Consider the following 23,115-nt stretch of genomic DNA (forward strand, 5'->3'; position numbering starts at 1 on the left):
CACGGGATTGCCTCTGAAAATGTCAGTGAACACCATCGAAGCTGAAAATGCGCAACCGATTGCGCAGATGCAGAACAGCGAGCTTATTTACCGTCTTGAAGACCGACCTCCGCTGCCACAGACCCTGTTCGCTGCTTTCCAGCACCTGCTGGCGATGTTCGTGGCGGTTATTACTCCCGCCCTGCTGATTTGCCAGGCGCTCGGCTTACCCGCCGAAGATACGCAGCACATCATCAGCATGTCGCTGTTCGCTTCCGGTGTGGCGTCGATAATCCAGATTAAAGCGTGGGGCCCGGTTGGCTCCGGACTGTTGTCGATTCAGGGCACCAGCTTCAACTTTGTGGCTCCGCTGATCATGGGCGGCACCGCGCTGAAAACCGGCGGCGCAGATGTGCCAACCATGATGGCCGCCCTGTTTGGCACCTTAATGCTGGCAAGCTTCACCGAAATGGCGCTCTCCCGGGTGCTGCATCTGGCGCGCCGCATTATCACTCCACTGGTCTCCGGCGTGGTGGTGATGATTATCGGCCTGTCGCTGATTCAGGTGGGCCTGACGTCCATCGGCGGCGGCTATGCGGCGATGGCCGATCACACGTTCGGCGCACCAAAAAACCTGCTGTTGGCGGGTATCGTGCTGGCAATCATCATTGTTCTAAACCGTCAACGTAACCCGTACCTGCGCATCGCATCGTTGGTTATCGCAATGGCGGCAGGCTATGCCGCGGCCTGGCTGCTGGACATGTTGCCGGAAACCACACCGACCAATAGCCCGGTAATCATGGTGCCGACCCCGCTCTATTATGGTCTCGGGATCGACTGGAACCTACTGCTGCCGTTGATGTTGGTGTTCATGATCACCTCCCTGGAAACCATCGGCGATATTACCGCCACCTCCGATGTGTCTGAGCAGCCGGTCTCCGGCCCGGTGTACATGAAACGTCTGAAAGGCGGCGTGCTGGCCAACGGCCTGAACTCCTGCGTGTCCGCCATCTTCAACACCTTCCCGAACTCCTGCTTCGGCCAGAACAATGGCGTCATCCAGCTGACCGGCGTGGCCAGCCGCTACGTAGGCTTTGTGGTCGCGCTGATGCTGATCGTGCTTGGCCTGTTCCCGGCGGTGAGTGGGTTCGTGCAGCACATTCCTGAGCCGGTACTGGGCGGTGCGACGCTGGTGATGTTCGGCACCATCGCAGCCTCCGGGGTGCGCATTGTGTCCCGCGAACCGCTGAATCGCCGCGCAATCCTGATTATCGCCCTGTCGCTGGCGGTGGGCCTTGGCGTTTCCCAACAGCCGCTGATCCTGCAATTCGCGCCGGACTGGCTGAAAAATCTGCTCTCTTCCGGCATAGCCGCAGGCGGCATCACCGCGATTGTTCTGAACCTGGTTTTCCCGCCAGAAAAGAACTGATCCTCATCACGGCGGCGCTATCGGTGCCGTCGTGAAACCTTATTACACGAATCCTTCCTTGAGGATTGCGCACAAATCGTGCATAACTCCCTTATGTGCCCTTCATTGGATGGAAGACGATGAAATTTATCGGGAAGCTGCTGATCTGGCTGCTTATCGCTCTACTGCTGGTTGTGGTGGCGTTTTACTTTTTACTGCAAACACGCTGGGGCGCACGCGAGGTCAGCGGCTGGATTTCCAGTAACACCCAATACCACATCGCTTTCGACGCAATGGACCATCGTTTTTCCTCTCCCTCACATGTCCTGCTGAGAAACGTCACCTTTGGCCGCGATGGCAAGCCCGCGACGCTGGTTGCCAAAAGCGTCGAGATTGGCCTGAGCAGCCGTCAGCTCACCGATCCGTTGCACGCCGATACCATTACCTTGCAGGATGGCACCCTTAACCTGTCACCGTCCAACGCGCCGTTCCCGTTTGAAGCCGACACCCTGCAACTGAGCAACATGGCACTGAACAGCCCAGAAAGCGACTGGGATCTTAGCGCCCAGCGCGTGACCGGCGGCGTATCGCCGTGGATGCCAGAAGCCGGCAACGTGCTCGGGAAACAAACGCAAATTCAGATAAGCGCGGGCTCGATGACCCTCAACGGGATACCGGCCACCAACGTGCTGGTGCAGGGCAGCATCGACAATGGCGTGGTGACGCTCGGCACGCTGGGGGCCGATATCGCACGCGGCTCGCTAACCGGGAACGCCAAACGCAATGCCGATGGTAGCTGGCTGGTCGACAGCCTGCGCCTGACCGATATCCGTATGCAGAGCGATAAATCACTGGCCGATTTCTTCGCCCCGCTGATGACCGTCCCTTCGCTGACGATTGGCAGTCTGGAAGTGACAGATGCCCGACTACAAGGCCCGGACTGGGCGATTGCCGATTTGGATCTGAGCCTGCGTGACCTGACCCTGAGCAACGGCGACTGGGCCAGCGAGGGCGGGCGTCTGTCGATGAACGCTGACGAATTTATTTATGGTTCGCTGCACCTGATGGACCCTATTTTTAACGCCGAATTTTCGCCGCAGGGTGTGGCACTCCGCCAGTTCACCTCGCGCTGGGAAGGCGGCATGGTGCGCACCTCCGGCAACTGGTTACGCAACGGCCACGCGCTGGTGCTCGACGACACCGCCATCGCCGGGCTGGAATACACCCTGCCGTCCAACTGGAAACAGCTGTGGATGGCCCCCCTCCCGGCCTGGCTGCAAAGCGTCACCCTGACGAAATTCACCGCCAGCCGCAATCTGGTTATTGATATCGACCCGGCGTTCCCGTGGCAAACCACTTCCCTCGACGGCTACGGCGACAACCTGCAGCTGGCGAAAAACGGCAGCTGGGGCGTATGGCGCGGCAGCGCGGCATTGAATGCCGCTGCCGCAACCTTCAACCGGGTGGACGTACGCCGCCCGTCGCTGAAACTGGTGGCGAATGACGCGCAGGTTAATATCAATGAGCTGAGCGCCTTCACCGAAAAAGGCATCCTCGAAGCCACCGGCGCGGTGTCACAGCAACCGCAGCGGGAGGTCGCCATTAACCTGAACGGACGCGGCGTGCCGCTGGATATTCTGCAACAGTGGGGCTGGCCAGGGCTGCCTCTCGGCGGCGACGGCAATATCCAGTTACGCGCCAGCGGCAACGTACAGGCCAATGCCCCACTCAAACCGACGGTCAACGGACAGCTGCACGCGGTGAATATGAGCAAGCAGGAAGTCACCCAGACGATGCGCAACGGCGAAGTGAGCACGGCGCAACCTGTTACGCCTGCGCCGACTGCGGCTGAACCTATTTCGCCGCCTGTGCCGTAATTTCCCCCTCTCCCACCATGGAGAGGGGATTGTTTGCCACCCTAAAGTTGTCAAAACGTTAAATACGTCACAAACAAAATGTTACACTGCGCAACTTTCCCATCGAAATTGCGCAGGTGTCCCATGAGCGAATGTACTGAAACACTCCCCCGCGGTGAGACGCTAACCCGTCCCAACTGGTCGGCGGTTTTTGCCGTGGCGTTTTGCGTTGCCTGCCTGATTACCGTTGAATTTCTGCCCGTTAGCCTGCTGACGCCGATGGCGCAGGAGCTGGGCATTACCGAAGGCGTGGCCGGGCAATCGGTCACTACCACCGCCTTCGTGGCGATGTTCGCCAGCCTGTTCATTACCCATGTGATTGGCCGAACCGACCGCCGCTACGTGGTTATTCTGTTCTCTGTCCTGCTCACCCTCTCCTGCCTGCTGGTCTCGTTTGCCACAAGCTTCGGCCTGTTGCTACTCGGGCGCGCGTGCCTGGGCCTGGCGCTCGGCGGGTTCTGGGCGATGTCCGCCTCGTTAACCATGCGGCTGGTTCCGGCGCGGATGGTGCCTAAAGCGCTGTCGGTCATTTTTGGCGCGGTGTCTATCGCGCTGGTGATTGCCGCCCCGCTCGGCAGCTTTTTAGGCGGTATTATTGGCTGGCGTAACGTGTTTAACGGCGCGGCGTTGATGGGCCTGCTGTGTGTGATATGGGTCTGGAAGGTGCTGCCGTCGTTACCCGGCGAAACCGGGCCGAAAGCAAACATGTTCGGGTTGTTAACACGCCCCGGCGTGCTGGCAGGGATGACCGCGATTTTCATGGCTTTTGCTGGCCAGTTCGCGTTCTTTACCTACATACGCCCGGTGTTCATGAACCTTGCGGGCTTTGATGTCGATGGCCTGACGCTGGTGCTGTTAAGTTTTGGCATCGCGAGTTTTGTTGGCACATCGCTTTCCGCCGTGATCCTCAAACGCTCGGTGAAAGTGGCCCTGGCCTGCGCCCCGCTGATCCTCGCGATTAGCGCCCTGATACTGATTGTGTGGGGAAGCGAGAAATGGGTGGCTGCGACGGTGGCGGTTATCTGGGGCTTTGCCTTTGCGCTGGTACCGGTCGGTTGGTCGACATGGATAACCCGCTCGCTGTCCGATCAGGCGGAAAAAGCCGGTTCCATTCAGGTAGCGGTTATCCAGTTGGCCAACACCTGCGGGGCCGCCGTGGGCGGCGTGGCGCTGGACCATTTCGGTTTACTCTCGCCGCTGATGCTTTCCGGCACCCTGATGCTACTCACCGCCTTGCTGGTGGCAACGAAAGTACGAATTAAATAAGCCTTCCGCCCGGATCACAGATCCGGGCACTGGATTTGCCCGATGGCGTCCCAGTAGTTCTTCTGGTTATTACGTTCCATTGCCAGCGTCGCGTCTCGCACGTGGCGCTTGTTATCTTCGTTCGCGAGAATTTTGTTAGCGAAGTCGGTTTCGCTTAGGTTTTTGCTCGGGGTACAGGTTTTTTTGACGTCCTTCATCACCTGCAGTTTTTGTTGTTCAAACTGCAGGCCTTGCATTGGAGAGTTGGCATACGCGGCCGGGGCGGCCAGACAGGCCAGCAGACAAAGTAATGGCGTGGTTTTCATAATGGATCCCTTATGTTGCAAGGTGCAATACCGTTAACTATATGTTCAGGCCGATGAATGCGCAAAAGCATGTTCAACTTAACCGAGCCGGGCGTGACGGCGTGAATCGAGCGAAATCAGCACCACCGACGAGAGGATCAGCAGCGTGCCAATCCAGTCCGGCAACGCAAAACTGACGCCCAACAGCAACACCGACAACAGCGCGCTACTCAGCGGTTCGGCGCAGCTCAGCACGCTGGCCTTCGGGCCGCCAATCATCTGTGCGCCCTTCAGGTACAGGCTGAACGTCAGCGAGGTGCCAATCACGACCAGATAGAAAAACGCCAGCAGCAGATTACCGCTAATCACGAAATGTAATCCTTCCCCGGCGTAGAACGGCAGCAGACACGCCCCGCCCAGCAGCATACTCCAGCCGACAATCGGCAGCGTACCGTAGCGCGCAATCAGCGTAGACGGATAGGTGGTATAGAACGCAGCGGCAAACGCCGAGGCAATTCCCCAGAACAGCGCCGCAGGGGAAATGGACAGTGACGTCGGGTTGCCGTGGGTGACCAGCAAGAATGTGCCGATAAGCGAAGTCAAAATAGCGGCAAACACCAAAATACCGGGCCGCGATTTCCGGGCAAGGGCAAACCATGCCACGATAATCGTCGGCGACAGGAACTGCAGCACTGTCGCCGTGGCAGCGTTCGATTTTTCGATGGTCATCAGGAAGGTGAGCTGTACCGTTAGCGCACCGACAATCGAGAAAATCAGCAGGCTCAGTGCATCTTTACGGCTCTTGAGAGTGCGGAAAATGTTATCGCCATGCACGAAGGCCAGCATCAGCAGGATGAACCCGGCGAACAGCAGGCGCACCATGGTCAAAAACGGCGACGACATCTGACTCTGTTCCATGATGTATTGCGCACAGACGCCGGAACTGCCCCACAGCACGGCGGCTATCAGTACGTTCAGCATCCCTTTCCTGGTCGAGCCCATCTTTCCCTCAACAACCTGATTTCTTTGCCTGGAATCATATCACTGATTGAGATGTTGGTGTCCGCACTCAATAATGGGGGGAGTTTTAGACATATCAACACGGAGACAGGCCATGCAAATTGAGATTACCGAGAAAGTGACTCAACAGGACCAGGAAGCATTACTCACCGGATTACGCGCTTTTAACAGCCAGTTTATTGATACCAAAGACTGGCACGATCTGGGGGTTTACGCCCGGGATGAGCGCGGAAACATGCTCGGCGGCCTGATTGGCAAACGCAAAGGTGACTGGCTGTGTATCGACTTTTTATGGGTCAGCGAAGCCGCGCGTGGTCAGGGGCTGGGCGGCGAGCTGATTCGTGAAGCGGAAAAGCGCATCCGCGACTGGGGCTGTCACCATATGCTGGTCGACACCGCCAGTTTCCAGGCGCTGCCGTTTTATCAGAAATGCGGCTTTACCCTGCATAACACCATCAATGATTTCCCGCACCAGGGCATGCAGCGCCACTACCTGACCAAAACTCTTTAACCGCCGATCCCCTGGCCCATCATCGCCAGCGCGTGGCGCACAATAGTGTCAGGGGAAACGGATTTCAGGCGTTCGTCGGTACGCAGACGGGAAAACGGCACCAGCACCAGGCTAATCAGGGTCGTCACCAGCAGCTCCGGGGACAGGTCGCGGTTAAGCTTCCCGCTTTCCTGCCAGTGCGCGATGGTGGTGAGCAGTTTGTGGTGCTTGTCTTCGCCGAAACGCGCCTGCATGTGCTGGCGAAGGATCGGCATTTCGCCAATCATCTCCTGCATCCACAGCGGGGCGAACCAGGCGTTCTGCTCCGCCAGTTCCGCCAGCACCCGCACCATTTGGGTGAAGGCGCTTACCGGGTCATCCTGATGCTCGACAAATGCGGTGCTGATGCGGTTGCGCAGCGGCATAAAGCGCTCTTCGAGTAGCTGTTCAATCAGCGCTTCGCGGCTGTTGAAATAGTAATGCAGCATCGCGGGCGTTACCCCTGCCTCTTTGGCGATGGCGTTGAGCGACACGCGGGCGATCCCTTCGCGGGAAAACAACGTCAACGCAATATCCATCAACTGCTCGCGGTTGTCGGCTCCAGCCTTCTTTCCGCGCGGACGCCCTGGACGACGTGGCTTCTCGGAATTATCCTTGCCATTCTGTGCTTTCATTTGCGGGGTGTCCCTTGACCTGAACCCTAACTTACATAAATATTAATTATGTATTTAATTAATTTCAAGTGAGCCTGTTATGGAGTCTCAAGAGACGACTCAACCGCAGCACGTTCCGGCAACTGGCGTGAAGTCCATCCGCCTGTTATTCAGCGCGTTGCTGTTAGTCATGCTGCTGTCGGCGCTGGATCAGACCATTGTCTCGACCGCATTGCCGACGATTGTCGGCGAACTCGGCGGCCTCGATAAGCTGTCATGGGTGGTAACCTCCTATATTCTGACATCGACCATCGTGGTGCCGCTGTACGGTAAATTCGGCGATCTGTTTGGCCGCAAGCGGGTGCTGCAAATCGCCATCGTGCTGTTCCTTGTCGGTTCCGCCCTGTGCGGACTGGCGCAAAACATGACTCAACTGGTGCTGATGCGCGGTCTGCAAGGCCTGGGCGGCGGCGGTCTGATGGTTATCAGCATGGCAGCGGTCGCCGACGTGATTCCCCCCGCCGATCGCGGGCGCTATCAGGGGCTGTTCGGCGGCGTGTTTGGTCTTGCCACGGTGATTGGCCCGCTGATTGGCGGTTTTATCGTGCAGCACACCTCCTGGCGCTGGATTTTCTATATCAACCTGCCGCTGGGCCTGTTTGCGCTGTTGGTGATCGGGGCGGTATTCCACAGCACCAACAAACGCACCACCCATCAGATTGACTGGCTCGGGGCGCTGTATCTCAGCATGGCGCTGCTGTGTATTACCCTGTTTACCACCGAAGGCGGCACGGTACGCGAATGGAGCGACCCGCAGCTGTGGTGCATTCTGGCGTTCGGTCTGGTCGGTATTGCCGGATTTATTTATGAAGAACGGCTGGCGTTCGAGCCGATTATTCCGCTGTCGCTGTTCCGCGACCGCAGCTTCCTGCTGTGCAGCCTGATTGGCTTTATCATCGGGATGTCGCTGTTTGGCTCGGTCACCTTCCTGCCGCTCTATTTGCAGGTGGTGAAAAACGCCACACCGACCGAAGCTGGCCTCCAGCTGATCCCGCTGATGGGCGGATTGCTGCTGACCTCGATTATCAGCGGACGGCTGATCAGCCGCACCGGGAAATATCGCCTGTATCCGATCGTCGGGACGTTGTTGGGCTTTATCGGCATGCTGTTACTGACCCGCATTACCATCAACTCCCCGACGTGGCATTTGTATCTGTTCACCGGCGTGCTGGGAATGGGCCTCGGCCTGGTGATGCAGGTACTGGTGCTGGCGGTACAGAACTCGGTGGCACCGAACCTGTACGGGGTGGCGACCTCCGGCGTGACGCTGTTCCGCTCGATTGGCGGCTCCATCGGCGTGGCGCTGTTTGGTGCGGTGTTTACCCATGTGCTGCAATCCAACCTGAGCCGCCTGCTGCCGGAAGGCGCAGAAATGCCGCGCGCCTTGAACCCGGTGGCGGTGCATCATCTGCCGGAAACTCTGCGCACCGATTACCTCGATGCCTTCGGGGCCGCCATCCATGCGGCATTCCTGATGGCGGCCTGTATCATGGTACTGGCGTTTGCGCTGTCGTGGTGGCTGAAAGAAGCGCCGTTGAAGAAGTCACATCATTAAACGAAGTTGTGCCAGGATGAGTAAACCTGAATCTGTCGGAGTGAATTATGCGTGAACAACGTCCGCCTTTGCCCCCGTTTACCCTGGAAAGCGCGATTCAAAAGGTGCGCGCCGCCGAAGATGGCTGGAACAGTCGCAACCCGGAGAAAGTCTCGCTGGCCTACACGCTGGACAGCAGCTGGCGCAATCGCAGCGAGTTTATTGAAGGCCGCGACGCCATCGTGGCCTTTCTCGACCGCAAATGGCGCACAGAGCTGGAGTATCGGCTGAATTCTGGTTAAGAAACTGGATCGCCTTGGCCGGGATACAGCCGATATGATCCAGCTGATAAAAGAGTTTGACACCCAAGGTGTGGCCGTCCGGTTTATTGATGGCGGGATCAGCACCGACGGCGAAATGGGTAAAATGGTAGTCACCATTCTGTCAGCGGAGGTACAGGCCGAACGGTGCAGGATACTGGAACGTACCAATGAAGGCCGACTGGAAGCAAAGCTGAAAGGCATCAAATTTGGACGCAGGCGTATCGTCGACCGTAATGTCGTGCTTGTACTTCATCAGGAAGGTACCGGCGCGACGGCGATAGCCCGACAGCTCTGCATTGCACGTTCCACTGTATACAAAATTTTAAAAGATGAAACGTTTACACTCATCTCAAACAGCGCAATTTAGCTAAATAACCTTGCCGGCATGCGGCAAGGTTAACATCAGCCATCGAGGTTCACTAAAATTAGCCCCGTAACGATACTAAATAGCTTTGCAGAATAGTGCTCCAGTTACCGTAAAGAGAGTTTGTTATTCACAAGTAGCGAATAAATATTTAATCGTTCCTCTCTTGCTGCCGCAATGGCACTTCTAGTAAATGGACTACCCGTTGCGGAAAATAAAGCTTCTGAATGTTTCTCTAATTTACTTACATTTTTCAGCGTATCTTTAATATTTCCTTTATCGGCACTTTTTGCTAACTTGTTAGCATAATTTTCTGTTTTTTGATACATGGATGAAACTTTACTCCCTTTAGTCTCCGCCGTATTTTTAATGCCTTTCAGATCATTAATAAAATTTTTCGCAGAATGTCTAACTTCCGAACTGGTATAAGAAGGAAGCTTTGCAACTGGTGCGGAGCGGAAAAGGCTAGAAATGTTCATTTTTATATCTCCCGTATGGCAAAAGAAACATGAGAACATGTCAATAGTTTTTTGTCTTTCAAAAAACGACTGTGGTTAAATCCCGTTAGCCAAAAGGCCATTCCATTATGGATTACTCCACATATTCCAGCTCAGCGAGCTGTCCTTTAAGGCGAGTATTCGTTCCATTGGTCCCAAAAAATGCTTAACGTGAGTTTTCGTTCCACTGAGCGTCAGCCCCCATCAAAGAACTGTGCGCCTACACTGATAACCGCATAGCGGGGCGTTTTGTCTATGAATGGCACGATGAAAGCAGCAGTTGGTTCCGTTCTTACGGCAATGAAAACTGGGAGTTTGATGATAACGGCCTGATGAGCAAACGCTATGCCTGCATTAACGACCGGCCGATCGCCGAATACGAACGCCAGTTTCGCTGGCCGCAGGGCCGACGCCCCGACGATCATCTCGGCCTGAGCGCGCTGGGACTGTGATCGGCTGTTGCCTCGCTAACGGGGGATTTTCCCCCATTCACTGACTGTGTGGCCTGAAAAATCTCCCCTACAGTGGGGCCCAACATCTGATAACGACCACGATGAAGGGCTCTTTATGCGCACATTTTCTGCTCCACTCTGTTTACTCGCACTTTGCCTCACCGCCTCTTTACAGGCCAACGCGGCGCAGGCCGCCAATGACTGCGGCGTGCCGCAGCTGACCACCTGCCCGGCTCCGGTTGATACTCAACTGCCTGACGTAAAAAACATGCTGACCTGGAACCAACAGCAGCGCGTGGTTGGCTTTCGGAACGACTATCGCTCCTACGCGGGCGACGTGTTTAAAGCGGGCCACGCCCGGCCCATTCCGGTCATGGAACGCTCTCTGAGCGCCGCGACCTATCACTATCAGGGCCACGATTATAATTTGCAGGATTACCTCAAACGTAACGACGTTACCGGAATGATGGTCATCAAAGACGGCAAAATCGCGTACCAGTATTACAGCCACGGCAATACCCCGACCACGCTGTGGACCTCGCGCTCAGTGGGGAAATCAGTGGTCTCGACGCTGGTCGGTGTGGCGGTAAAAGAGGGCAAAATTACCTCGCTGGACGATGAAATCGTCAAATATAACCCGGATGTCAAAGGCACCGCCTGGGAACACGTCACGGTGCGCCAGCTGATGCAGCACACCTCCGGCGTGACCTGGAATGAGGATTACACCAATCCACAGTCTGACTTCGCGAAACTGACCCAGTGTGAAGCCAATAAAGACACCTATGCCTGCGTGAACGCGCTGGTGAAAGACCCGCACCGCAGCGCCTACGCCAGGCCGGGCGCGGCCTGGTCTTACTCTTCCGGCGGGGCATGGCTGCTGGGTGATACCCTGGAGAAAGCCACCGGTAAATCGCTGGCGCAGAACCTGCAGGAAAAAATCTGGCAGCCGTACGGCATGGTGCATGACGGGGTGTGGCACAGCTATCAACCCGGCAAACACGACGTAGGCGCACACGGCTTCAACGCCACATTGCAGGACTGGGGCAAATTCGGGCTGTTTATCATGGACAATGGCGTATTGCCGGACGGCACGCAGACGCTGCCGGATAACTGGGTAAAAGACGCCAGAACCTGGAACACCGCCGACAAATCGGTTTCTGCGTCGCATCCGGACGGGATGTATGGCTATCAGTGGTGGAACAACAGCGTGCCGGTGAACGCCAAAGAGGTCAGCCCGAAACAAGGGTTGTCGAGCCAGGACACGATGTGGGCGTTGGGTATTTTTGGCCAGGTGATTGTGGTCAATCCGCAGCAAAAACTGGTGATCGTGCAGTGGTCCGCTTGGCCGAAAGCCGAGCCGTCCTTCAGCGCTCAGCCGCTGGAAGCGTCGCTGATGTTTAATGCCATTGCCAATACCCTGAAGTAACCCGTAGGCCCGGCGGCGCAGCTTGCCGGGCCTACGCGTTCAGACGCTATAGACCTGCTTTATCACCTTTTCGTCTCTCTCATTCCTTTTCGTTTTTACCCTCGCCCCCTCAAAGTCGCTATAGTCATTTTTCATCAGGCATACCTTGTTTTAACGGACTGTTTAAAAAGGAACTCTGGCGTGAAATTAACTCTTCCTCATCTCGGCGCGTTGCTGATGACTGGCCTCCTTCTGGCAGGCTGTGACCAAAAAACGGACACCACCAAACACATTAAAGTCGGCGTGATTAACGGTGCGGAACAAGACGTGGCCGAAGTGGCGAAAAAAGTCGCCAAAGACAAATACGGCCTCGACGTCGAGCTGGTCGGGTTCAGCGGTTCGCTACTGCCCAACGATGCCACCAACGCCGGGGAGCTGGACGCCAACGTGTTTCAGCATCGCCCGTTCCTGGAACAGGACAACAAAGCGCATGACTTCCACTTAGTGGCAGTGGGAAACACTTTCGTCTTCCCGATGGCAGGATATTCTCGCAAGATTAAATCGGTTTCCGGGTTAAAAGACGGGGCCACCGTCGCCATTCCTAACGATCCGACCAACCTGGGACGCGCGCTGTTACTGCTGCAAAATGAGAAGCTGATAACCCTTAAACCGGGCAAAGGCCTGCTGCCGACGGCGCTGGATATCAGCGACAACCCGCATAAACTCAATATTATGGAGATGGAAGGGGCGCAGCTGCCACGCGTGCTCGACGATCCGAAAGTCGATGTGGCGATCATCAGCACCACCTACATCCAGCAGACCGGCCTGTCGCCGGTACATGACAGCGTGTTTATCGAAGACAAAAACTCGCCATATGTGAACATCATCGTCACCCGCGAAGACAACAAGGACGCGGAGAACGTGAAAGAATTTATGCAGTCGTATCAGTCACCTGAAGTGGCGAAAGCGGCAGAAAAAATCTTTAACGGTGGGGCGGTGCCCGGCTGGGAATGAGTGAGTCACCTGTAGCGACAAGGGCCAGCGGGATGCTGGCCCGATTTATTTGTGGGTTACAGACCGCCCTCATAGAGTTGCTCGATGCTTTTCGTTGGCTCGGTCACGTCTTACTCCATGCTGCGTAAACGCCTGGCAGCTCGTTTCAGCCTAATATTCGGTGCAGGCGGATTGCTGATGGCATCCATCACCAAGTATCGTGATTCCTCACTGAGAATCTGGCAGCGATGTTGCTCTGTCATTTTCGCTATTTCTTCAATCACGATCTTGTCAGTTAATTTGAGACGGATGCACTGCTTTTTCTGTGTTGACATGGCTTTACTCCTTTATAACCCGACTAAGCCCGTTCAACTGCTCAGGCGTTGCCGTTGTATGATAAATCCGACGCGATAAGCGCTAGACCATTTTCACCGCCGACAACGTCCCCTGAATTTCTGCTAACGCCCGTTTCGTTTCGCGCAGTTCTTCAATCAGCGCCTGTTCTTTTGGGCTATCGGCGACCAGCACGATACAGCCATCCATCACCTTCACCGCAATATGATGACCGATATTAAAGCCCGCCGTGCGCATCCACTTCCCGCAAATCGTTATGCTCGGGGTATTTCTGTCACGACTTCGTGGACGATATCCCACAATTAATTTGCGCTCGGTTTCAGTGAACGGACGCTCTGTTGTAGAATGCGAATCAGCCATAATCAACTCCTTGATAGTTGGTGCGGTTAGCTCTCGTTCGGTACTGAGAATACTGGGCGGGAGCGCTTCAAATTCAGGGCGATTTATATTTAGGTACGTACCTGAATGATTAAACTCTACGCTTGTAGGTACGTACATGACAACAGTCAAACGTGATAAAAACCAATCAAAGTCCGGAAAAGCACCTACGTTTCAGATGCGTATTACGCCTGAGCTGAAAGCGCAGTTTGAAGAAGCAGCGAAGGATGCAGGGATGAGTTTGGGGAATTGGTTTAAAAGTTTAGGACGAAGGGAATTAAAAAACAGAAAATACCCAAGAATGTTGGATGAATGAGAACTTCAGCTTACTGATCCTTCTCGCTTATTATTGGCGATAATTTTACAAAATTATACATGCGGCTTTGATACATGAAGAATTAGCCAAAACAATCTCTGAAGCGTTCGGAGCTAATTTTTCTGTTTGTTTTACTATTACAGTTTGGACACAAGTGGTTTTTTTATCTTCGACTTACCATTTGTAGTATTTTTGAAGCTGGCATTGCATGCAACTCATCGATTGGGTTTTAAAAACGCACCAATTATTACAGTAATCTCCAATGAGAGCATCCACCTGGCCAATGAACACACTATTATCATTAAATTTTTGACAAGAATTCCGAATATACATTTTATGATTTTAAAAAACACATGCGAAATATGGAATATGCAATGAACGGATACAAGCATTAGATTTGGTGGAATTAAAGACACTGCGACGTTCAGGATAAGCAAATTGGCGGAAGATCACAGGAGTCGAACCTGCCCGGGGCCGCTGGCGGTCCCATCTGGATTTGAAGTCCAGCCGCCTCACCGGAGACGACGACCTTCCGCGCCTCGATTGCTACATGGAGGCGGGGCGCATTATAGCTACTTTCAGGCAGTTACCACACTCTTTGATGTAAAAATTTACGTGTACCTGTGCAGTAAATCACCGTATTGAGCATAAACCCTCAGGAAATCCTCAAGTTACATTTTTACACATTCTTCTCCTGAACCGCGATCACAGAAAACAAGAAACGTAATCCGCTAACAAGATATTGGAATTCCATCGGCAGGGACGATGGATTACAACCATGTAACCGGTTACTGGAAGTCGATGACGCTGTTAAGGATAAAAAAATGACTCACGAAGTGTTGTCCGTGAAGGAGAAGATTGGCTACGGCATGGGAGATGCCGCCAGCCATATCATTTTTGATAATGTCATGTTTTACATGATGTTTTTTTATACCGATATTTTTGGTATTCCCGCTGGTTTCGTCGGCACCATGTTCCTGGTGGCCCGTGCGCTGGATGCAATTTCAGACCCGTGCATGGGCCTGCTTGCCGACCGCACCCGCAGCCGTTGGGGGAAATTCCGCCCGTGGATCCTGTTTGGTGCCATCCCGTTTGGCCTGGTGTGCGTCCTGGCCTATAGCTCGCCGGACCTGTCCCTCAACGGCAAAATGATTTACGCCGCCCTGACCTACACGCTGCTGACCCTGCTGTATACAGTGGTGAATATCCCTTACTGCGCCCTGGGCGGAGTAATCACCGGTGACCCAGAGCAGCGCGTCTCCCTGCAATCCTGGCGTTTCGTGCTGGCGACGGCGGGCGGCATGCTCTCCACGGTGCTGATGATGCCGCTGGTAAACCTGATTGGCGGCGACGATAAAGCCTTTGGCTTCCAGGGCGGGATCGCCGTGCTGTCGATGGTGGCGTTCCTGATGCTGGCCTTCTGCTTCTTTACCACCAAAGAACGCATCCAGGTGCCGCCGAGCACCTCGTCAATGCGCTCAGATTTGAAGGACATCTGGCAAAACGATCAGTGGCGCATCGTCGGCCTGTTGACCATCCTCAACATCCTCGCCGTCTGCGTGCGCGGCGGGGCGATGATGTATTACACCACCTGGATTCTGGGCTCCGCCGGGCTGTTCACCGCCTTCCTGTGCACCTACTGCGTAGGCAACCTGATTGGTTCGGCGCTGGCGAAACCGCTCACTGACTGGAAATGCAAAGTGAGCGTGTTCTGGTGGACCAACGCCGCGCTGACGGTGCTGAGCGTGGCGATGTTCTTCGTGCCGATTCAGGCCAACCTGGTCATGTTCGGCTTCATCTTCGTGATTGGTGTGCTGCATCAGCTGGTGACCCCAATCCAGTGGGTAATGATGTCCGATACCGTCGACTACGGCGAGTGGTGCAACGGGAAACGCCTGACTGGGATCAGCTTTGCAGGCACGCTCTTCGTGCTGAAGCTCGGCCTGGCGCTGGGCGGGGCGATGATTGGCTGGATGCTGGCGGCAGGTGGTTATGACGCCGGGGCGAAAACCCAAAATGCCGACACCATTAACATCATCATCGCGCTGTTTACCCTGGTCCCGGCGGTCTGCTATCTGCTGAGCGCCATTATCGCCAAGCGTTATTACACGCTGAAAACCCCGTACTTACGCAAAATCATGGCGGATATCGCGCAGGGTGCGCGCCGCAATCAGAAAGAATTTGAGCAGGCTCCGGTCAGCAAAGAATTAGCGAACTAAGAGGAACAAGGCATGAAAATCAGTGATGGAAACTGGCTCATTCAACCTGGCCTGAATCTTATCCACCCGTTGCAGGTGTTCGATGTCGAACAGCAGGGCAACGAAATGGTGGTCTACGCCGCGCCGCGTGACGTGCGCGAACGCACCTGGCAGCTGGATACCCCGCTGTTTACGCTGCGCTTTTTCTCTCCACAGGAAGGCGTGGTTGGGGTGCGCATCGAGCACTTCCAGGGCGCACTGGATAACGGCCCACACTACCCGCTGAACGTGCAGAAGGATGTGCACGTCGAGATGCAGAACACCGCCGAGTTTGCCGAGCTGAAAAGCGGCAACCTAAGCGTGCGCGTCTCCAAAGGCGAATTCTGGGCGCTCGATTTTCTGCGCAACGGCGTGCGTATCACCGGGAGCCAGGTGAAAAACAACGGCTACGTGCAGGACAGCAATAGTGCCCGCAACTACATGTTCGAGCGCCTGGATTTGGGCGTGGGGGAAACCGTGTACGGCCTCGGCGAGCGCTTCACCGCCCTGGTGCGTAACGGTCAGACCATCGACACCTGGAACCGCGACGGCGGCACCAGCACCGAACAATCCTACAAAAACATTCCGTTCTACATCACTAACCGCGGCTACGGCGTGCTGGTCAATCACCCGGAATGTGTGTCGTTTGAAGTTGGTTCCGAAAAAGTATCGAAAGTGCAGTTCAGCGTTGAAGGCGAATACCTTGAATACTTTGTGATCGACGGCCCAACGCCGAAAGAGGTGCTGAACCGCTATACCCAGTTCACCGGTCGCCCGGCGCTGCCGCCAGCGTGGTCCTTCGGCCTGTGGCTGACCACCTCGTTCACCACCAACTATGACGAAGCGACGGTAAACAGCTTTATCGACGGGATGGCCGAGCGCAATCTGCCGCTGCACGTGTTCCATTTTGACTGCTTCTGGATGAAGGCCTTCCAGTGGTGCGATTTTGAATGGGACCCGGTGACCTTCCCGGATCCGGAAGGCATGATCCGCCGCCTGAAAGCCAAAGGGCTGAAAATCTGCGTGTGGATCAACCCGTACATCGGCCAGAAATCGCCGATATTTAAAGAACTGAAAGAGAAGGGCTATTTGCTCAAACGCCCGGACGGCTCACTCTGGCAGTGGGATAAATGGCAGCCGGGGCTGGCGATTTACGATTTCACCAATCCGGAAGCGTGCCAGTGGTACGCCGACAAACTGAAAGGCCTGGTGGATATCGGCGTCGACTGCTTCAAGACCGATTTCGGCGAACGCATCCCGACCGACGTGGTGTGGCACGACGGTTCCGACCCGCAGAAAATGCACAACCACTACGCGTTCATCTACAACGAACTGGTGTGGAACGTGCTGAAAGAGACCCTCGGCGAGCAGGAAGCGGTGCTGTTTGCGCGCTCGGCCTCGGTCGGCGCACAGCAGTTCCCGGTGCACTGGGGCGGCGACTGCTACGCCAACTACGAGTCAATGGCAGAAAGCCTGCGCGGTGGGCTGTCGATCGGCATGTCTGGCTTTGGCTTCTGGAGCCACGATATCGGCGGCTTCGAGAATACCGCCCCGGCGCACGTGTATAAACGCTGGTGCGCGTTCGGGCTGCTCTCCAGCCACAGTCGCCTGCACGGCAGCAAATCCTATCGTGTGCCGTGGGCGTACGACGATGAATCCTGCGATGTGGTGCGCCACTTCACCGAGCTGAAATGCCGGATGATGCCATACCTCTATCGCCAGGCAGCGATTGCCAACGAAACCGGTACCCCGGTGCTGCGCTCGATGATGCTGGAGTTCCCGCAGGACCCAACCTGCGATTATCTCGACCGTCAGTACATGCTCGGCGATGCCGTGTTGGTCGCGCCGGTGTTCAGCGAAGCGGGCGATGTGCAGTTCTATCTGCCGGAAGGCCGCTGGACGCACCTGTGGCACAACGACGAAGTGCAGGGCAGTCGCTGGCATAAACAGCAGCATGACGCGCTGAGCCTGCCGGTGTACGTGCGTGATAACACCCTGCTGGCGCTGGGTAACAATACGCAGAAGCCTGATTACGCGTGGCACGACGGCACCGCATTCCAGCTGTTTGCGTTGGAAGACGGCCACGAAGCGGTGTGCCAGGTTCCGGCCACGAATGGTTCTACGCTGTTTACGTTGAAGGCGAAACGTCAGGGCAATGCGCTGCAGGTGCAGGGTGAAGGCGAGGCCAGTAACTGGACGCTGTGCCTGCGCAACGTTCAGCAGGTTGCCAGCGTGCAGGGCGGTTCTCAGTCCGGCAGCGAATGGGGCGTGGTGATTGCACCGCAGGGTAATTCAGTGGTGATCACGCTCTAACGGGAGTGGTCTGTTTCCCCTCCCCCTATGGGAGAGGGGAAACACGACTCAGTGCAGCCAGGTCACGCCGTCCTGTGGCATGAACAGCATATTGTAGCGATGCTGGAACGCATTGAACTCCGATACATCCGGCTCCAGCTCCCGCAAGAAACTCAGCGCCAGACGGATCTGCGCATCGGTGACCGGCGCGGCAAGACGCGCTTTTTGCAACTGGCGGTGCCAGTAAAGCATATTGGTCTCGCTGGCATCGACCACCGCCACCTGCCAGATAAGCAAAATCTGCGCGGCATTCTGCATATGCGCTTCATTCGGGCGATGTAAATAGCCCAGAAACTCTTCACCTGCGCGTTTGCCCATCTGATCGACCATCGATTCAATGTGCATTGGTGTGATCCCCAGCCGTTCGCTCAGGCGTTTTATCGCCCGACGCGAATCGGAGGTGATTACCCGAAATCCCACCACAAATACCACCACCAGAGTGGCTAACGTCAACCAGATCATGCCGTCCTCTCAGCTTTGCTCAGCCCGGACATGATAAAGACATCCATCGCGAAGTCGACAGAAGGATCACTCAAAAAATAGACCTAGTTTGTTGAACACGCCCGGGTCGCTTTGATGGCGCGTCACATGGGCGACGTCCTCCAGCTTGTCGATTTGGCTAATCATTTGTTCGAGGCGCTGGTCGTTGTTCACCAATAGCCAGATCCGGCTTTTGTCGCTGTTCTGAATTGGCAGACACAAAATGCCTTCTACGTTAAACGCCCGGCGAGCAAACAGGCCGCACACGTGGGTCATTACCCCCGGGTGGTTGCGCACGGTGAGTTCCAGAATAACGTTGTCATGAATTGCGTTTTGCATGGCTTATTCCCCCACCATTTCAGTATTTGCGGCACCCGGCGGGACCATCGGCCAAACTTTTTGTTCAGGATCGATACGGACGTGAATTAATGCCGGGCCTGGGCGAGAAATGATTTCCTGCAACGCAGCCTGCGGATTTTCGGCAGTATTCAGGTCGCAGGTTTGCAGGCCAAAGCCTTGCGCAATCTGCATAAAGTTAATCATGCCCGGATAAGTCGCGGCGAACACGCCCTGTTGGTAGAACAGGCTTTGCTGTTGATGCACCAGCCCCAATGCCTCGTTGTTCATCAGGATGATTTTCACGTCGAGCTGATTTTCCGCCGCGGTCGCCATCTCCTGAATGTTCATCATCAAGCTGCCATCGCCAGAGAAACACAGCACTTTGCGATGCGGATTCGCCAGCGCCGCACCAATCGCCGCCGGTAAGCCAAAGCCCATGGTGCCCAGGCCGCCAGAGGTCAGCCACTGACGCGGACGGTTGAGCGGATAGGCCTGTGCCGTCCACATCTGATGTTGCCCCACGTCGGTAGCGATAATCGCCTCGTCATCCACGCAGGCCGCCACCGCGTTAATCAGCCCGTAATGGGTCAGCGGGTCGCCCGCCTGCGGAATGGCCGACGGAAACTCCTGCTGCAAATCGGCCACCAGCTGACGCCACTCGGCACGCGGCTGGGCTTCAATCAACGGGATCAGCTGGTCGAGCACTTCGCCCACGTCAGCCTGAATCGCCACGTGAGGTTGTTTGATTTTGCCCAGCTCTGCGCGGTCGATATCCACGTGGATAATTTTGGCGTTCGGGCAGAACTGTTCGGTTTTACCAATCGCCCGGTCATCAAAACGTGCGCCTAAAACAATCAGTAAATCAGATTCTTGCAGGATGTAGTTGGTGCTGCGTGCGCCGTGCATTCCGAGCATCCCTAACGACAACGGATGCGCTTTCGGCAACATACCGAGCGCCATCAGGGTCATGGTGGTCGGCAAATTGGCTTTTTCTGCCAGCTTACGAATGTGCTCCGGCACATTGACTACCCCACCGCCCAGATACAGCACCGGGCGCTTAGCCGCGTTAATCATTGCCGCCGCGTCGCGCACATCGGCCAGGTTAAACACCGGAGCAGGCGCTTTGCAGCCTGGCATCGGCAGGTCATCGATATCAATTTCAGCGGTCTGAACATCCTTCGGAATATCCACCCATACCGGGCCAGGACGGCCAGACTGCGCGATACGAAACGCGTCGCTGATAACCTGCGGCAGTTCGCTGATGTCACGCACTAAATAGTTGTGTTTGGTAATCGGGATGGAGATGCCGTAGGTGTCCACTTCCTGAAAAGCGTCGGTGCCAATCATCGAGGCCGGAACCTGGCCGGTGATGCACACCAGCGGGATGGAATCGAGACGCGCATCGGCGATGGCGGTCACCAGGTTGGTTGCGCCCGGGCCGCTACAGGCCATGCACACCGCCGGTTTACCCTGGGTGCGCGCCATGCCCTGGGCGATAAACCCTGCGCCCTGTTCGTGGCGGGCCAGCACGTGGCGGATTTGTTTGCTCTGGCTGAGGGCGTCGTACAGCGGTAACACCGTTCCGCCCGGAATACCCGTGACGGTGGTAATGCCCTGACGTTCCAGCAAGTGAACGATCAGCTGTGCGCCGGTAAAACGCCTGGCCTGTGAGGTCGTCTGCGTAGACGCCGTGTTTGACGACATTGTGCCCGAAGTTGCCATGTTCCAGTCCTGTTCTTCTGGGCCGACTTTCCGGGGGGCTTAAACGAAAAACCCCGCCGGTTTGCGCCGGCGGGGTTTTGGAATCGTGTGTTCCGGACCCTACGGCGCATTGCCGACGACCACCACCACACGCACGACGACCACTGCGGCTGGGTGCGCAGTTGGTAGTAGATTGATTGCGTTCAGGTAAGTGTTCATTAGGGACCATGATGTTGTGTGAGTAACTGGATTTATACAAGCACAGCCAATCGTTCGCGGCAAGCGCTTTATCGCCACACGCAAAAAACTGCGCACTTTGTCACATTTGGCTGCAAAACCTAAGAAAACAAAAAACCCCGCCGGAGCGAGGTTTTTGTCAGTGGTTTACGGTTGGTGGCCGCGAAGCGCACTGTGTTACGTCAACCGCAGAAGTATACGCGATGGACGGCGATCGCGCAATTTACGTCACGGTTTACCGCGTTATGCAGTATGCGACAGTCGGCGCATTTTGTCGACAAAATACTGTTCATCCATACAGCATTTATCTATACTGAAGCTGTTCACAGTGAGCCATGTGGGGGCCGCATGTTCGACCGGCGCGCAAAAAAGTCCTGGCTGAAACGGGTGGTGCCGTCAGCGCCTTAACCCCCGGGAGAGCACACTGTGTTACGTCAACAACACGGCTGATGACAGGCAGCGGAAAGGTAAGTCAGTCGGAAGTTCTCCTGTAACCTAAGGAGAAACGTATGGGTGGAGTGGAACTAGCACTGTTAGTCCTGAAACTCATGGTTGCGTTGCTGCAACTGCTTGATGCAGTCCTGAAAACCTTCCGGTAATCAGGTTCAGGCCGTACCGAAGAGGGGCGGGCAACCGCCCCTCTTTCATCCCTTTCCTGTGGCAACATTTGTTGCCGAGCCTTGTGTATAAAACCTGCCTGCTGCCGCATCGACGATCCTGCCGTTATGGTTGTTATGTCATTTTACTGTGGTAGATTTCTTCCGCGTTTTGCGGATGTGCCAGTCACATATTCTTTCTTTTTAACCATTCACAAAGTATTCATCGAATGAAAAGGCATAAGAACGTCAGTTTGCTGTTGATGTTGGTGCTGCTGGTTGCCGTTGGGCAGATGGCGCAGACCATTTATATCCCGGCGATTGCCGATATGGCGCGTGAGTTGAACGTGCGTGAAGGCGCGGTGCAGAGCGTGATGGCCGCGTATCTGCTGACCTATGGCGTCTCACAGTTGTTTTACGGCCCGATTTCAGACCGCGTGGGCCGCCGTCCGGTGATCCTCATCGGGATGACGATTTTTATGCTTGCGACGATTGTCGCCATGACCACGCACAGCCTGACGATGCTGATTGCCGCCAGTGCCATTCAGGGCATGGGCACCGGCGTGGGCGGCGTGATGGCGCGTACCCTGCCGCGTGACCTGTACGAAGGCACACAGCTGCGTCATGCCAACAGTTTGTTGAATATGGGGATTTTGGTCAGCCCACTGCTGGCCCCGCTGATTGGCGGGATGCTCGATACGGTGTGGAGCTGGCGGGCGTGCTACGGTTTCCTGCTGGGGCTATGCGTCATTGTTACCTTTAGCATGGCACGCTGGATGCCGGAAACGCGTCCGCAAAATGCCCCTCCGACCCGGCTGGTCACGCGCTACAAAACGCTGTTCGGCAACAGCGCATTCACCTGTTATCTGCTGATGTTGATTGGCGGCCTGGCAGGCATTGCGGTGTTTGAAGCCTGTTCTGGCGTATTGCTGGGCGCGGGATTGGGTCTGAGCAGCATGGTGGTCAGCATTCTGTTTATTCTGCCCATTCCGGCGGCGTTTTTCGGCGCGTGGTTTGCCGGTCGACAGAACAAACGCTTCTCAAGCCTGATGTGGCAGTCGGTGATTAGCTGCCTGCTGGCAGGTGTAATGATGTGGATCCCGGGCCTGCTGGGCGTGATGAACGTCTGGACGCTGCTGGTGCCTGCCGCCCTGTTCTTCTTCGGGGCTGGTATGCTGTTCCCGCTGGCGACCAGCGGGGCGATGGAGCCGTTCCCGTTCCTCGCCGGAACGGCTGGCGCGCTGGTCGGTGGTTTGCAAAATATCGGCTCCGGCGCATTAGCCTGGCTGTCGGCGATGTTGCCACAAAACGGCCAAAGCAGCCTCGGCCTGCTGATGACCCTGATGGGATTGCTGATCCTGTTGTGCTGGCTGCCACTGGCGTCGCGCTTTAACCAGCATCAGCAAACCATTTGAGTTAGACCATTGCCCGGTGGCGCTAACTGGACTGAACCTTAGGCCCGGCAAGTGCAACGCCGCCGG

The 23,115-nt window shown here is 55.8% G+C and carries 22 protein-coding genes, 1 tRNA gene and 3 pseudogenes; 15 read left to right on the forward strand and 11 right to left on the reverse strand.

What is annotated here, in order from left to right:
• The first annotated feature begins 19 nt into the window (after nucleotides 1-19).
• The 3 genes from SIK69_RS10045 to nepI all read left to right on the forward strand — a co-directional run bounded on the left by SIK69_RS10045 (nucleotide 20) and on the right by nepI (nucleotide 4,569).
• Nucleotides 20-1,408, forward strand: coding sequence for a nucleobase:cation symporter-2 family protein (locus SIK69_RS10045; RefSeq protein WP_319786021.1), 1,389 nt, complete (start codon nucleotides 20-22; stop codon nucleotides 1,406-1,408).
• A 119-nt stretch (nucleotides 1,409-1,527) separates the two neighbouring features.
• The gene (locus SIK69_RS10050) at nucleotides 1,528-3,264 is read left to right on the forward strand and encodes an AsmA family protein (protein WP_319786022.1); all 1,737 of its coding nucleotides are present in this window, start codon (nucleotides 1,528-1,530) and stop codon (nucleotides 3,262-3,264) included.
• 123 nt (nucleotides 3,265-3,387) lie between these two features.
• Nucleotides 3,388-4,569 carry a purine ribonucleoside efflux pump NepI gene (gene nepI, locus SIK69_RS10055; RefSeq protein WP_319627255.1) on the forward strand — a complete coding sequence of 394 codons (1,182 nt, stop codon included), beginning with the start codon at nucleotides 3,388-3,390 and terminating at the stop codon, nucleotides 4,567-4,569.
• 14 nt (nucleotides 4,570-4,583) lie between these two features.
• On the opposite strand, the gene SIK69_RS10060 is transcribed toward nepI, so the two are convergent.
• Both SIK69_RS10060 and SIK69_RS10065 read right to left on the reverse strand, forming a co-directional pair.
• A complete protein-coding gene (locus SIK69_RS10060) occupies nucleotides 4,584-4,874 on the reverse strand; it encodes a YicS family protein (protein ID WP_319627256.1) in 291 nt (96 codons plus the stop codon).
• A gap of 78 nt (nucleotides 4,875-4,952) precedes the next feature.
• Nucleotides 4,953-5,855: an EamA family transporter gene (locus SIK69_RS10065; RefSeq protein WP_319786023.1), complete on the reverse strand. Its 903-nt coding sequence runs from the start codon at nucleotides 5,853-5,855 to the stop codon at nucleotides 4,953-4,955.
• A gap of 112 nt (nucleotides 5,856-5,967) precedes the next feature.
• Here SIK69_RS10065 and SIK69_RS10070 point away from each other — a divergent pair, with 112 nt between their 5' ends.
• Nucleotides 5,968-6,384: a GNAT family N-acetyltransferase gene (locus SIK69_RS10070; protein ID WP_319786024.1), complete on the forward strand. Its 417-nt coding sequence runs from the start codon at nucleotides 5,968-5,970 to the stop codon at nucleotides 6,382-6,384.
• On the opposite strand, the gene SIK69_RS10075 is transcribed toward SIK69_RS10070, so the two are convergent.
• Nucleotides 6,381-7,037 (reverse strand): TetR/AcrR family transcriptional regulator, encoded by a 657-nt coding sequence (locus SIK69_RS10075; RefSeq protein ID WP_319786025.1) that lies wholly within the window; start codon nucleotides 7,035-7,037, stop codon nucleotides 6,381-6,383. The genes SIK69_RS10070 and SIK69_RS10075 overlap by 4 nt on opposite strands.
• A 79-nt stretch (nucleotides 7,038-7,116) precedes the next feature.
• Here SIK69_RS10075 and SIK69_RS10080 point away from each other — a divergent pair, with 79 nt between their 5' ends.
• From SIK69_RS10080 to SIK69_RS10090, 3 genes and pseudogenes are all read left to right on the forward strand, one after another.
• On the forward strand, nucleotides 7,117-8,631 hold the full coding sequence (locus tag SIK69_RS10080) for an MDR family MFS transporter (RefSeq protein WP_319786026.1): 1,515 nt from the start codon (nucleotides 7,117-7,119) through the stop codon (nucleotides 8,629-8,631).
• Nucleotides 8,632-8,678: 47 nt separating this feature from the next.
• Nucleotides 8,679-8,900: pseudogene (locus tag SIK69_RS10085) on the forward strand (DUF1348 family protein); the annotation flags it as partial.
• A gap of 1 nt (nucleotide 8,901) precedes the next feature.
• A pseudogene (locus SIK69_RS10090) lies at nucleotides 8,902-9,300 on the forward strand (recombinase family protein); the annotation flags it as partial.
• Between the two features lie 104 nt (nucleotides 9,301-9,404).
• On the opposite strand, the gene SIK69_RS10095 reads toward SIK69_RS10090, so the two are convergent.
• On the reverse strand, nucleotides 9,405-9,776 hold the full coding sequence (locus SIK69_RS10095; protein WP_319786027.1) for a hypothetical protein: 372 nt from the start codon (nucleotides 9,774-9,776) through the stop codon (nucleotides 9,405-9,407).
• A 221-nt stretch (nucleotides 9,777-9,997) separates the two neighbouring features.
• Between SIK69_RS10095 and SIK69_RS10100 the strand changes: the two are divergent.
• From SIK69_RS10100 to nlpA, 3 genes and pseudogenes are all read left to right on the forward strand, one after another.
• A pseudogene (locus SIK69_RS10100) lies at nucleotides 9,998-10,246 on the forward strand (DUF1348 family protein); the annotation flags it as partial.
• Between the two features lie 115 nt (nucleotides 10,247-10,361).
• Entirely contained in the window at nucleotides 10,362-11,672 is a 1,311-nt protein-coding gene (locus tag SIK69_RS10105) for a serine hydrolase domain-containing protein (protein ID WP_319786028.1), read from the forward strand.
• 216 nt (nucleotides 11,673-11,888) lie between these two features.
• Nucleotides 11,889-12,665: a lipoprotein NlpA gene (nlpA, locus tag SIK69_RS10110; RefSeq protein WP_374941349.1), complete on the forward strand. Its 777-nt coding sequence runs from the start codon at nucleotides 11,889-11,891 to the stop codon at nucleotides 12,663-12,665.
• 110 nt (nucleotides 12,666-12,775) lie between these two features.
• Here the strand turns inward: nlpA and SIK69_RS10115 are convergent, their stop codons facing one another.
• Together SIK69_RS10115 and SIK69_RS10120 are read right to left on the reverse strand one after the other, a co-directional pair.
• A complete protein-coding gene (locus SIK69_RS10115) occupies nucleotides 12,776-12,979 on the reverse strand; it encodes a type II toxin -antitoxin system TacA 1-like antitoxin (protein ID WP_319786030.1) in 204 nt (67 codons plus the stop codon).
• 82 nt (nucleotides 12,980-13,061) lie between these two features.
• Nucleotides 13,062-13,358: a SymE family type I addiction module toxin gene (locus SIK69_RS10120; protein WP_319627265.1), complete on the reverse strand. Its 297-nt coding sequence runs from the start codon at nucleotides 13,356-13,358 to the stop codon at nucleotides 13,062-13,064.
• 136 nt (nucleotides 13,359-13,494) lie between these two features.
• Between SIK69_RS10120 and SIK69_RS10125 the strand changes: the two genes are divergently transcribed.
• On the forward strand, nucleotides 13,495-13,692 hold the full coding sequence (locus tag SIK69_RS10125) for a toxin-antitoxin system HicB family antitoxin (protein WP_319786031.1): 198 nt from the start codon (nucleotides 13,495-13,497) through the stop codon (nucleotides 13,690-13,692).
• Nucleotides 13,693-14,131: 439 nt separating this feature from the next.
• On the opposite strand, the gene SIK69_RS10130 is transcribed toward SIK69_RS10125, so the two are convergent.
• A tRNA-Sec gene (locus SIK69_RS10130) sits at nucleotides 14,132-14,226 on the reverse strand.
• Between the two features lie 290 nt (nucleotides 14,227-14,516).
• Here SIK69_RS10130 and SIK69_RS10135 point away from each other — a divergent pair.
• Complete coding sequence (locus SIK69_RS10135; RefSeq protein ID WP_319627270.1) at nucleotides 14,517-15,911, forward strand: glycoside-pentoside-hexuronide family transporter; 1,395 nt, start codon at nucleotides 14,517-14,519, stop codon at nucleotides 15,909-15,911.
• A 12-nt stretch (nucleotides 15,912-15,923) separates the two neighbouring features.
• The gene (gene yicI / locus SIK69_RS10140) at nucleotides 15,924-18,242 is read left to right on the forward strand and encodes an alpha-xylosidase (RefSeq protein ID WP_319786032.1); all 2,319 of its coding nucleotides are present in this window, start codon (nucleotides 15,924-15,926) and stop codon (nucleotides 18,240-18,242) included.
• A 48-nt stretch (nucleotides 18,243-18,290) separates the two neighbouring features.
• On the opposite strand, the gene SIK69_RS10145 is transcribed toward yicI, so the two are convergent.
• The 4 genes from SIK69_RS10145 to ivbL form a co-directional block, all read right to left on the reverse strand.
• Complete coding sequence (locus tag SIK69_RS10145) at nucleotides 18,291-18,743, reverse strand: DUF1198 family protein (protein ID WP_319627272.1); 453 nt, start codon at nucleotides 18,741-18,743, stop codon at nucleotides 18,291-18,293.
• 66 nt (nucleotides 18,744-18,809) lie between these two features.
• A complete protein-coding gene (gene ilvN / locus SIK69_RS10150) occupies nucleotides 18,810-19,100 on the reverse strand; it encodes an acetolactate synthase small subunit (protein WP_319627273.1) in 291 nt (96 codons plus the stop codon).
• A 3-nt stretch (nucleotides 19,101-19,103) separates the two neighbouring features.
• Nucleotides 19,104-20,804 (reverse strand): acetolactate synthase large subunit, encoded by a 1,701-nt coding sequence (gene ilvB / locus SIK69_RS10155; RefSeq protein ID WP_319786055.1) that lies wholly within the window; start codon nucleotides 20,802-20,804, stop codon nucleotides 19,104-19,106.
• 117 nt (nucleotides 20,805-20,921) lie between these two features.
• Nucleotides 20,922-21,020, reverse strand: a complete 99-nt coding sequence (gene ivbL / locus SIK69_RS10160; protein ID WP_319627274.1) for an ilvB operon leader peptide IvbL — start codon at nucleotides 21,018-21,020, stop codon at nucleotides 20,922-20,924.
• A gap of 527 nt (nucleotides 21,021-21,547) precedes the next feature.
• Between ivbL and tisB the strand changes: the two genes are divergently transcribed.
• Together tisB and emrD are read left to right on the forward strand one after the other, a co-directional pair.
• Complete coding sequence (tisB, locus tag SIK69_RS10165; protein WP_097162448.1) at nucleotides 21,548-21,637, forward strand: type I toxin-antitoxin system toxin TisB; 90 nt, start codon at nucleotides 21,548-21,550, stop codon at nucleotides 21,635-21,637.
• 227 nt (nucleotides 21,638-21,864) lie between these two features.
• Nucleotides 21,865-23,049 (forward strand): multidrug efflux MFS transporter EmrD, encoded by a 1,185-nt coding sequence (gene emrD, locus SIK69_RS10170; RefSeq protein WP_319786033.1) that lies wholly within the window; start codon nucleotides 21,865-21,867, stop codon nucleotides 23,047-23,049.
• The last annotated feature ends 66 nt before the right edge of the window (nucleotides 23,050-23,115 follow it).

Origin of the sequence: Scandinavium lactucae, assembly GCF_033843265.1 — a bacterium.
GTDB classification, from domain to species: Bacteria; Pseudomonadota; Gammaproteobacteria; order Enterobacterales; family Enterobacteriaceae; genus Scandinavium; species Scandinavium lactucae.

Bases quoted from the DNA above. Each gene is read 5' to 3' on its own strand.
- SIK69_RS10045 (WP_319786021.1), top strand. From the start codon at position 20: ATGTCAGTGAACACCATCGAAGCTGAAAATGCGCAACCGATTGCGCAG.
- SIK69_RS10050 (WP_319786022.1), top strand. From the start codon at position 1,528: ATGAAATTTATCGGGAAGCTGCTGATCTGGCTGCTTATCGCTCTACTG.
- nepI (WP_319627255.1), top strand. From the start codon at position 3,388: ATGAGCGAATGTACTGAAACACTCCCCCGCGGTGAGACGCTAACCCGT.
- SIK69_RS10060 (WP_319627256.1), bottom strand. From the start codon at position 4,874: ATGAAAACCACGCCATTACTTTGTCTGCTGGCCTGTCTGGCCGCCCCG.
- SIK69_RS10065 (WP_319786023.1), bottom strand. From the start codon at position 5,855: ATGGGCTCGACCAGGAAAGGGATGCTGAACGTACTGATAGCCGCCGTG.
- SIK69_RS10070 (WP_319786024.1), top strand. From the start codon at position 5,968: ATGCAAATTGAGATTACCGAGAAAGTGACTCAACAGGACCAGGAAGCA.
- SIK69_RS10075 (WP_319786025.1), bottom strand. From the start codon at position 7,037: ATGAAAGCACAGAATGGCAAGGATAATTCCGAGAAGCCACGTCGTCCA.
- SIK69_RS10080 (WP_319786026.1), top strand. From the start codon at position 7,117: ATGGAGTCTCAAGAGACGACTCAACCGCAGCACGTTCCGGCAACTGGC.
- SIK69_RS10095 (WP_319786027.1), bottom strand. From the start codon at position 9,776: ATGAACATTTCTAGCCTTTTCCGCTCCGCACCAGTTGCAAAGCTTCCT.
- SIK69_RS10105 (WP_319786028.1), top strand. From the start codon at position 10,362: ATGCGCACATTTTCTGCTCCACTCTGTTTACTCGCACTTTGCCTCACC.
- nlpA (WP_374941349.1), top strand. From the start codon at position 11,889: ATGACTGGCCTCCTTCTGGCAGGCTGTGACCAAAAAACGGACACCACC.
- SIK69_RS10115 (WP_319786030.1), bottom strand. From the start codon at position 12,979: ATGTCAACACAGAAAAAGCAGTGCATCCGTCTCAAATTAACTGACAAG.
- SIK69_RS10120 (WP_319627265.1), bottom strand. From the start codon at position 13,358: ATGGCTGATTCGCATTCTACAACAGAGCGTCCGTTCACTGAAACCGAG.
- SIK69_RS10125 (WP_319786031.1), top strand. From the start codon at position 13,495: ATGACAACAGTCAAACGTGATAAAAACCAATCAAAGTCCGGAAAAGCA.
- SIK69_RS10135 (WP_319627270.1), top strand. From the start codon at position 14,517: ATGACTCACGAAGTGTTGTCCGTGAAGGAGAAGATTGGCTACGGCATG.
- yicI (WP_319786032.1), top strand. From the start codon at position 15,924: ATGAAAATCAGTGATGGAAACTGGCTCATTCAACCTGGCCTGAATCTT.
- SIK69_RS10145 (WP_319627272.1), bottom strand. From the start codon at position 18,743: ATGATCTGGTTGACGTTAGCCACTCTGGTGGTGGTATTTGTGGTGGGA.
- ilvN (WP_319627273.1), bottom strand. From the start codon at position 19,100: ATGCAAAACGCAATTCATGACAACGTTATTCTGGAACTCACCGTGCGC.
- ilvB (WP_319786055.1), bottom strand. From the start codon at position 20,804: ATGTCGTCAAACACGGCGTCTACGCAGACGACCTCACAGGCCAGGCGT.
- ivbL (WP_319627274.1), bottom strand. From the start codon at position 21,020: ATGAACACTTACCTGAACGCAATCAATCTACTACCAACTGCGCACCCA.
- tisB (WP_097162448.1), top strand. From the start codon at position 21,548: ATGGGTGGAGTGGAACTAGCACTGTTAGTCCTGAAACTCATGGTTGCG.
- emrD (WP_319786033.1), top strand. From the start codon at position 21,865: ATGAAAAGGCATAAGAACGTCAGTTTGCTGTTGATGTTGGTGCTGCTG.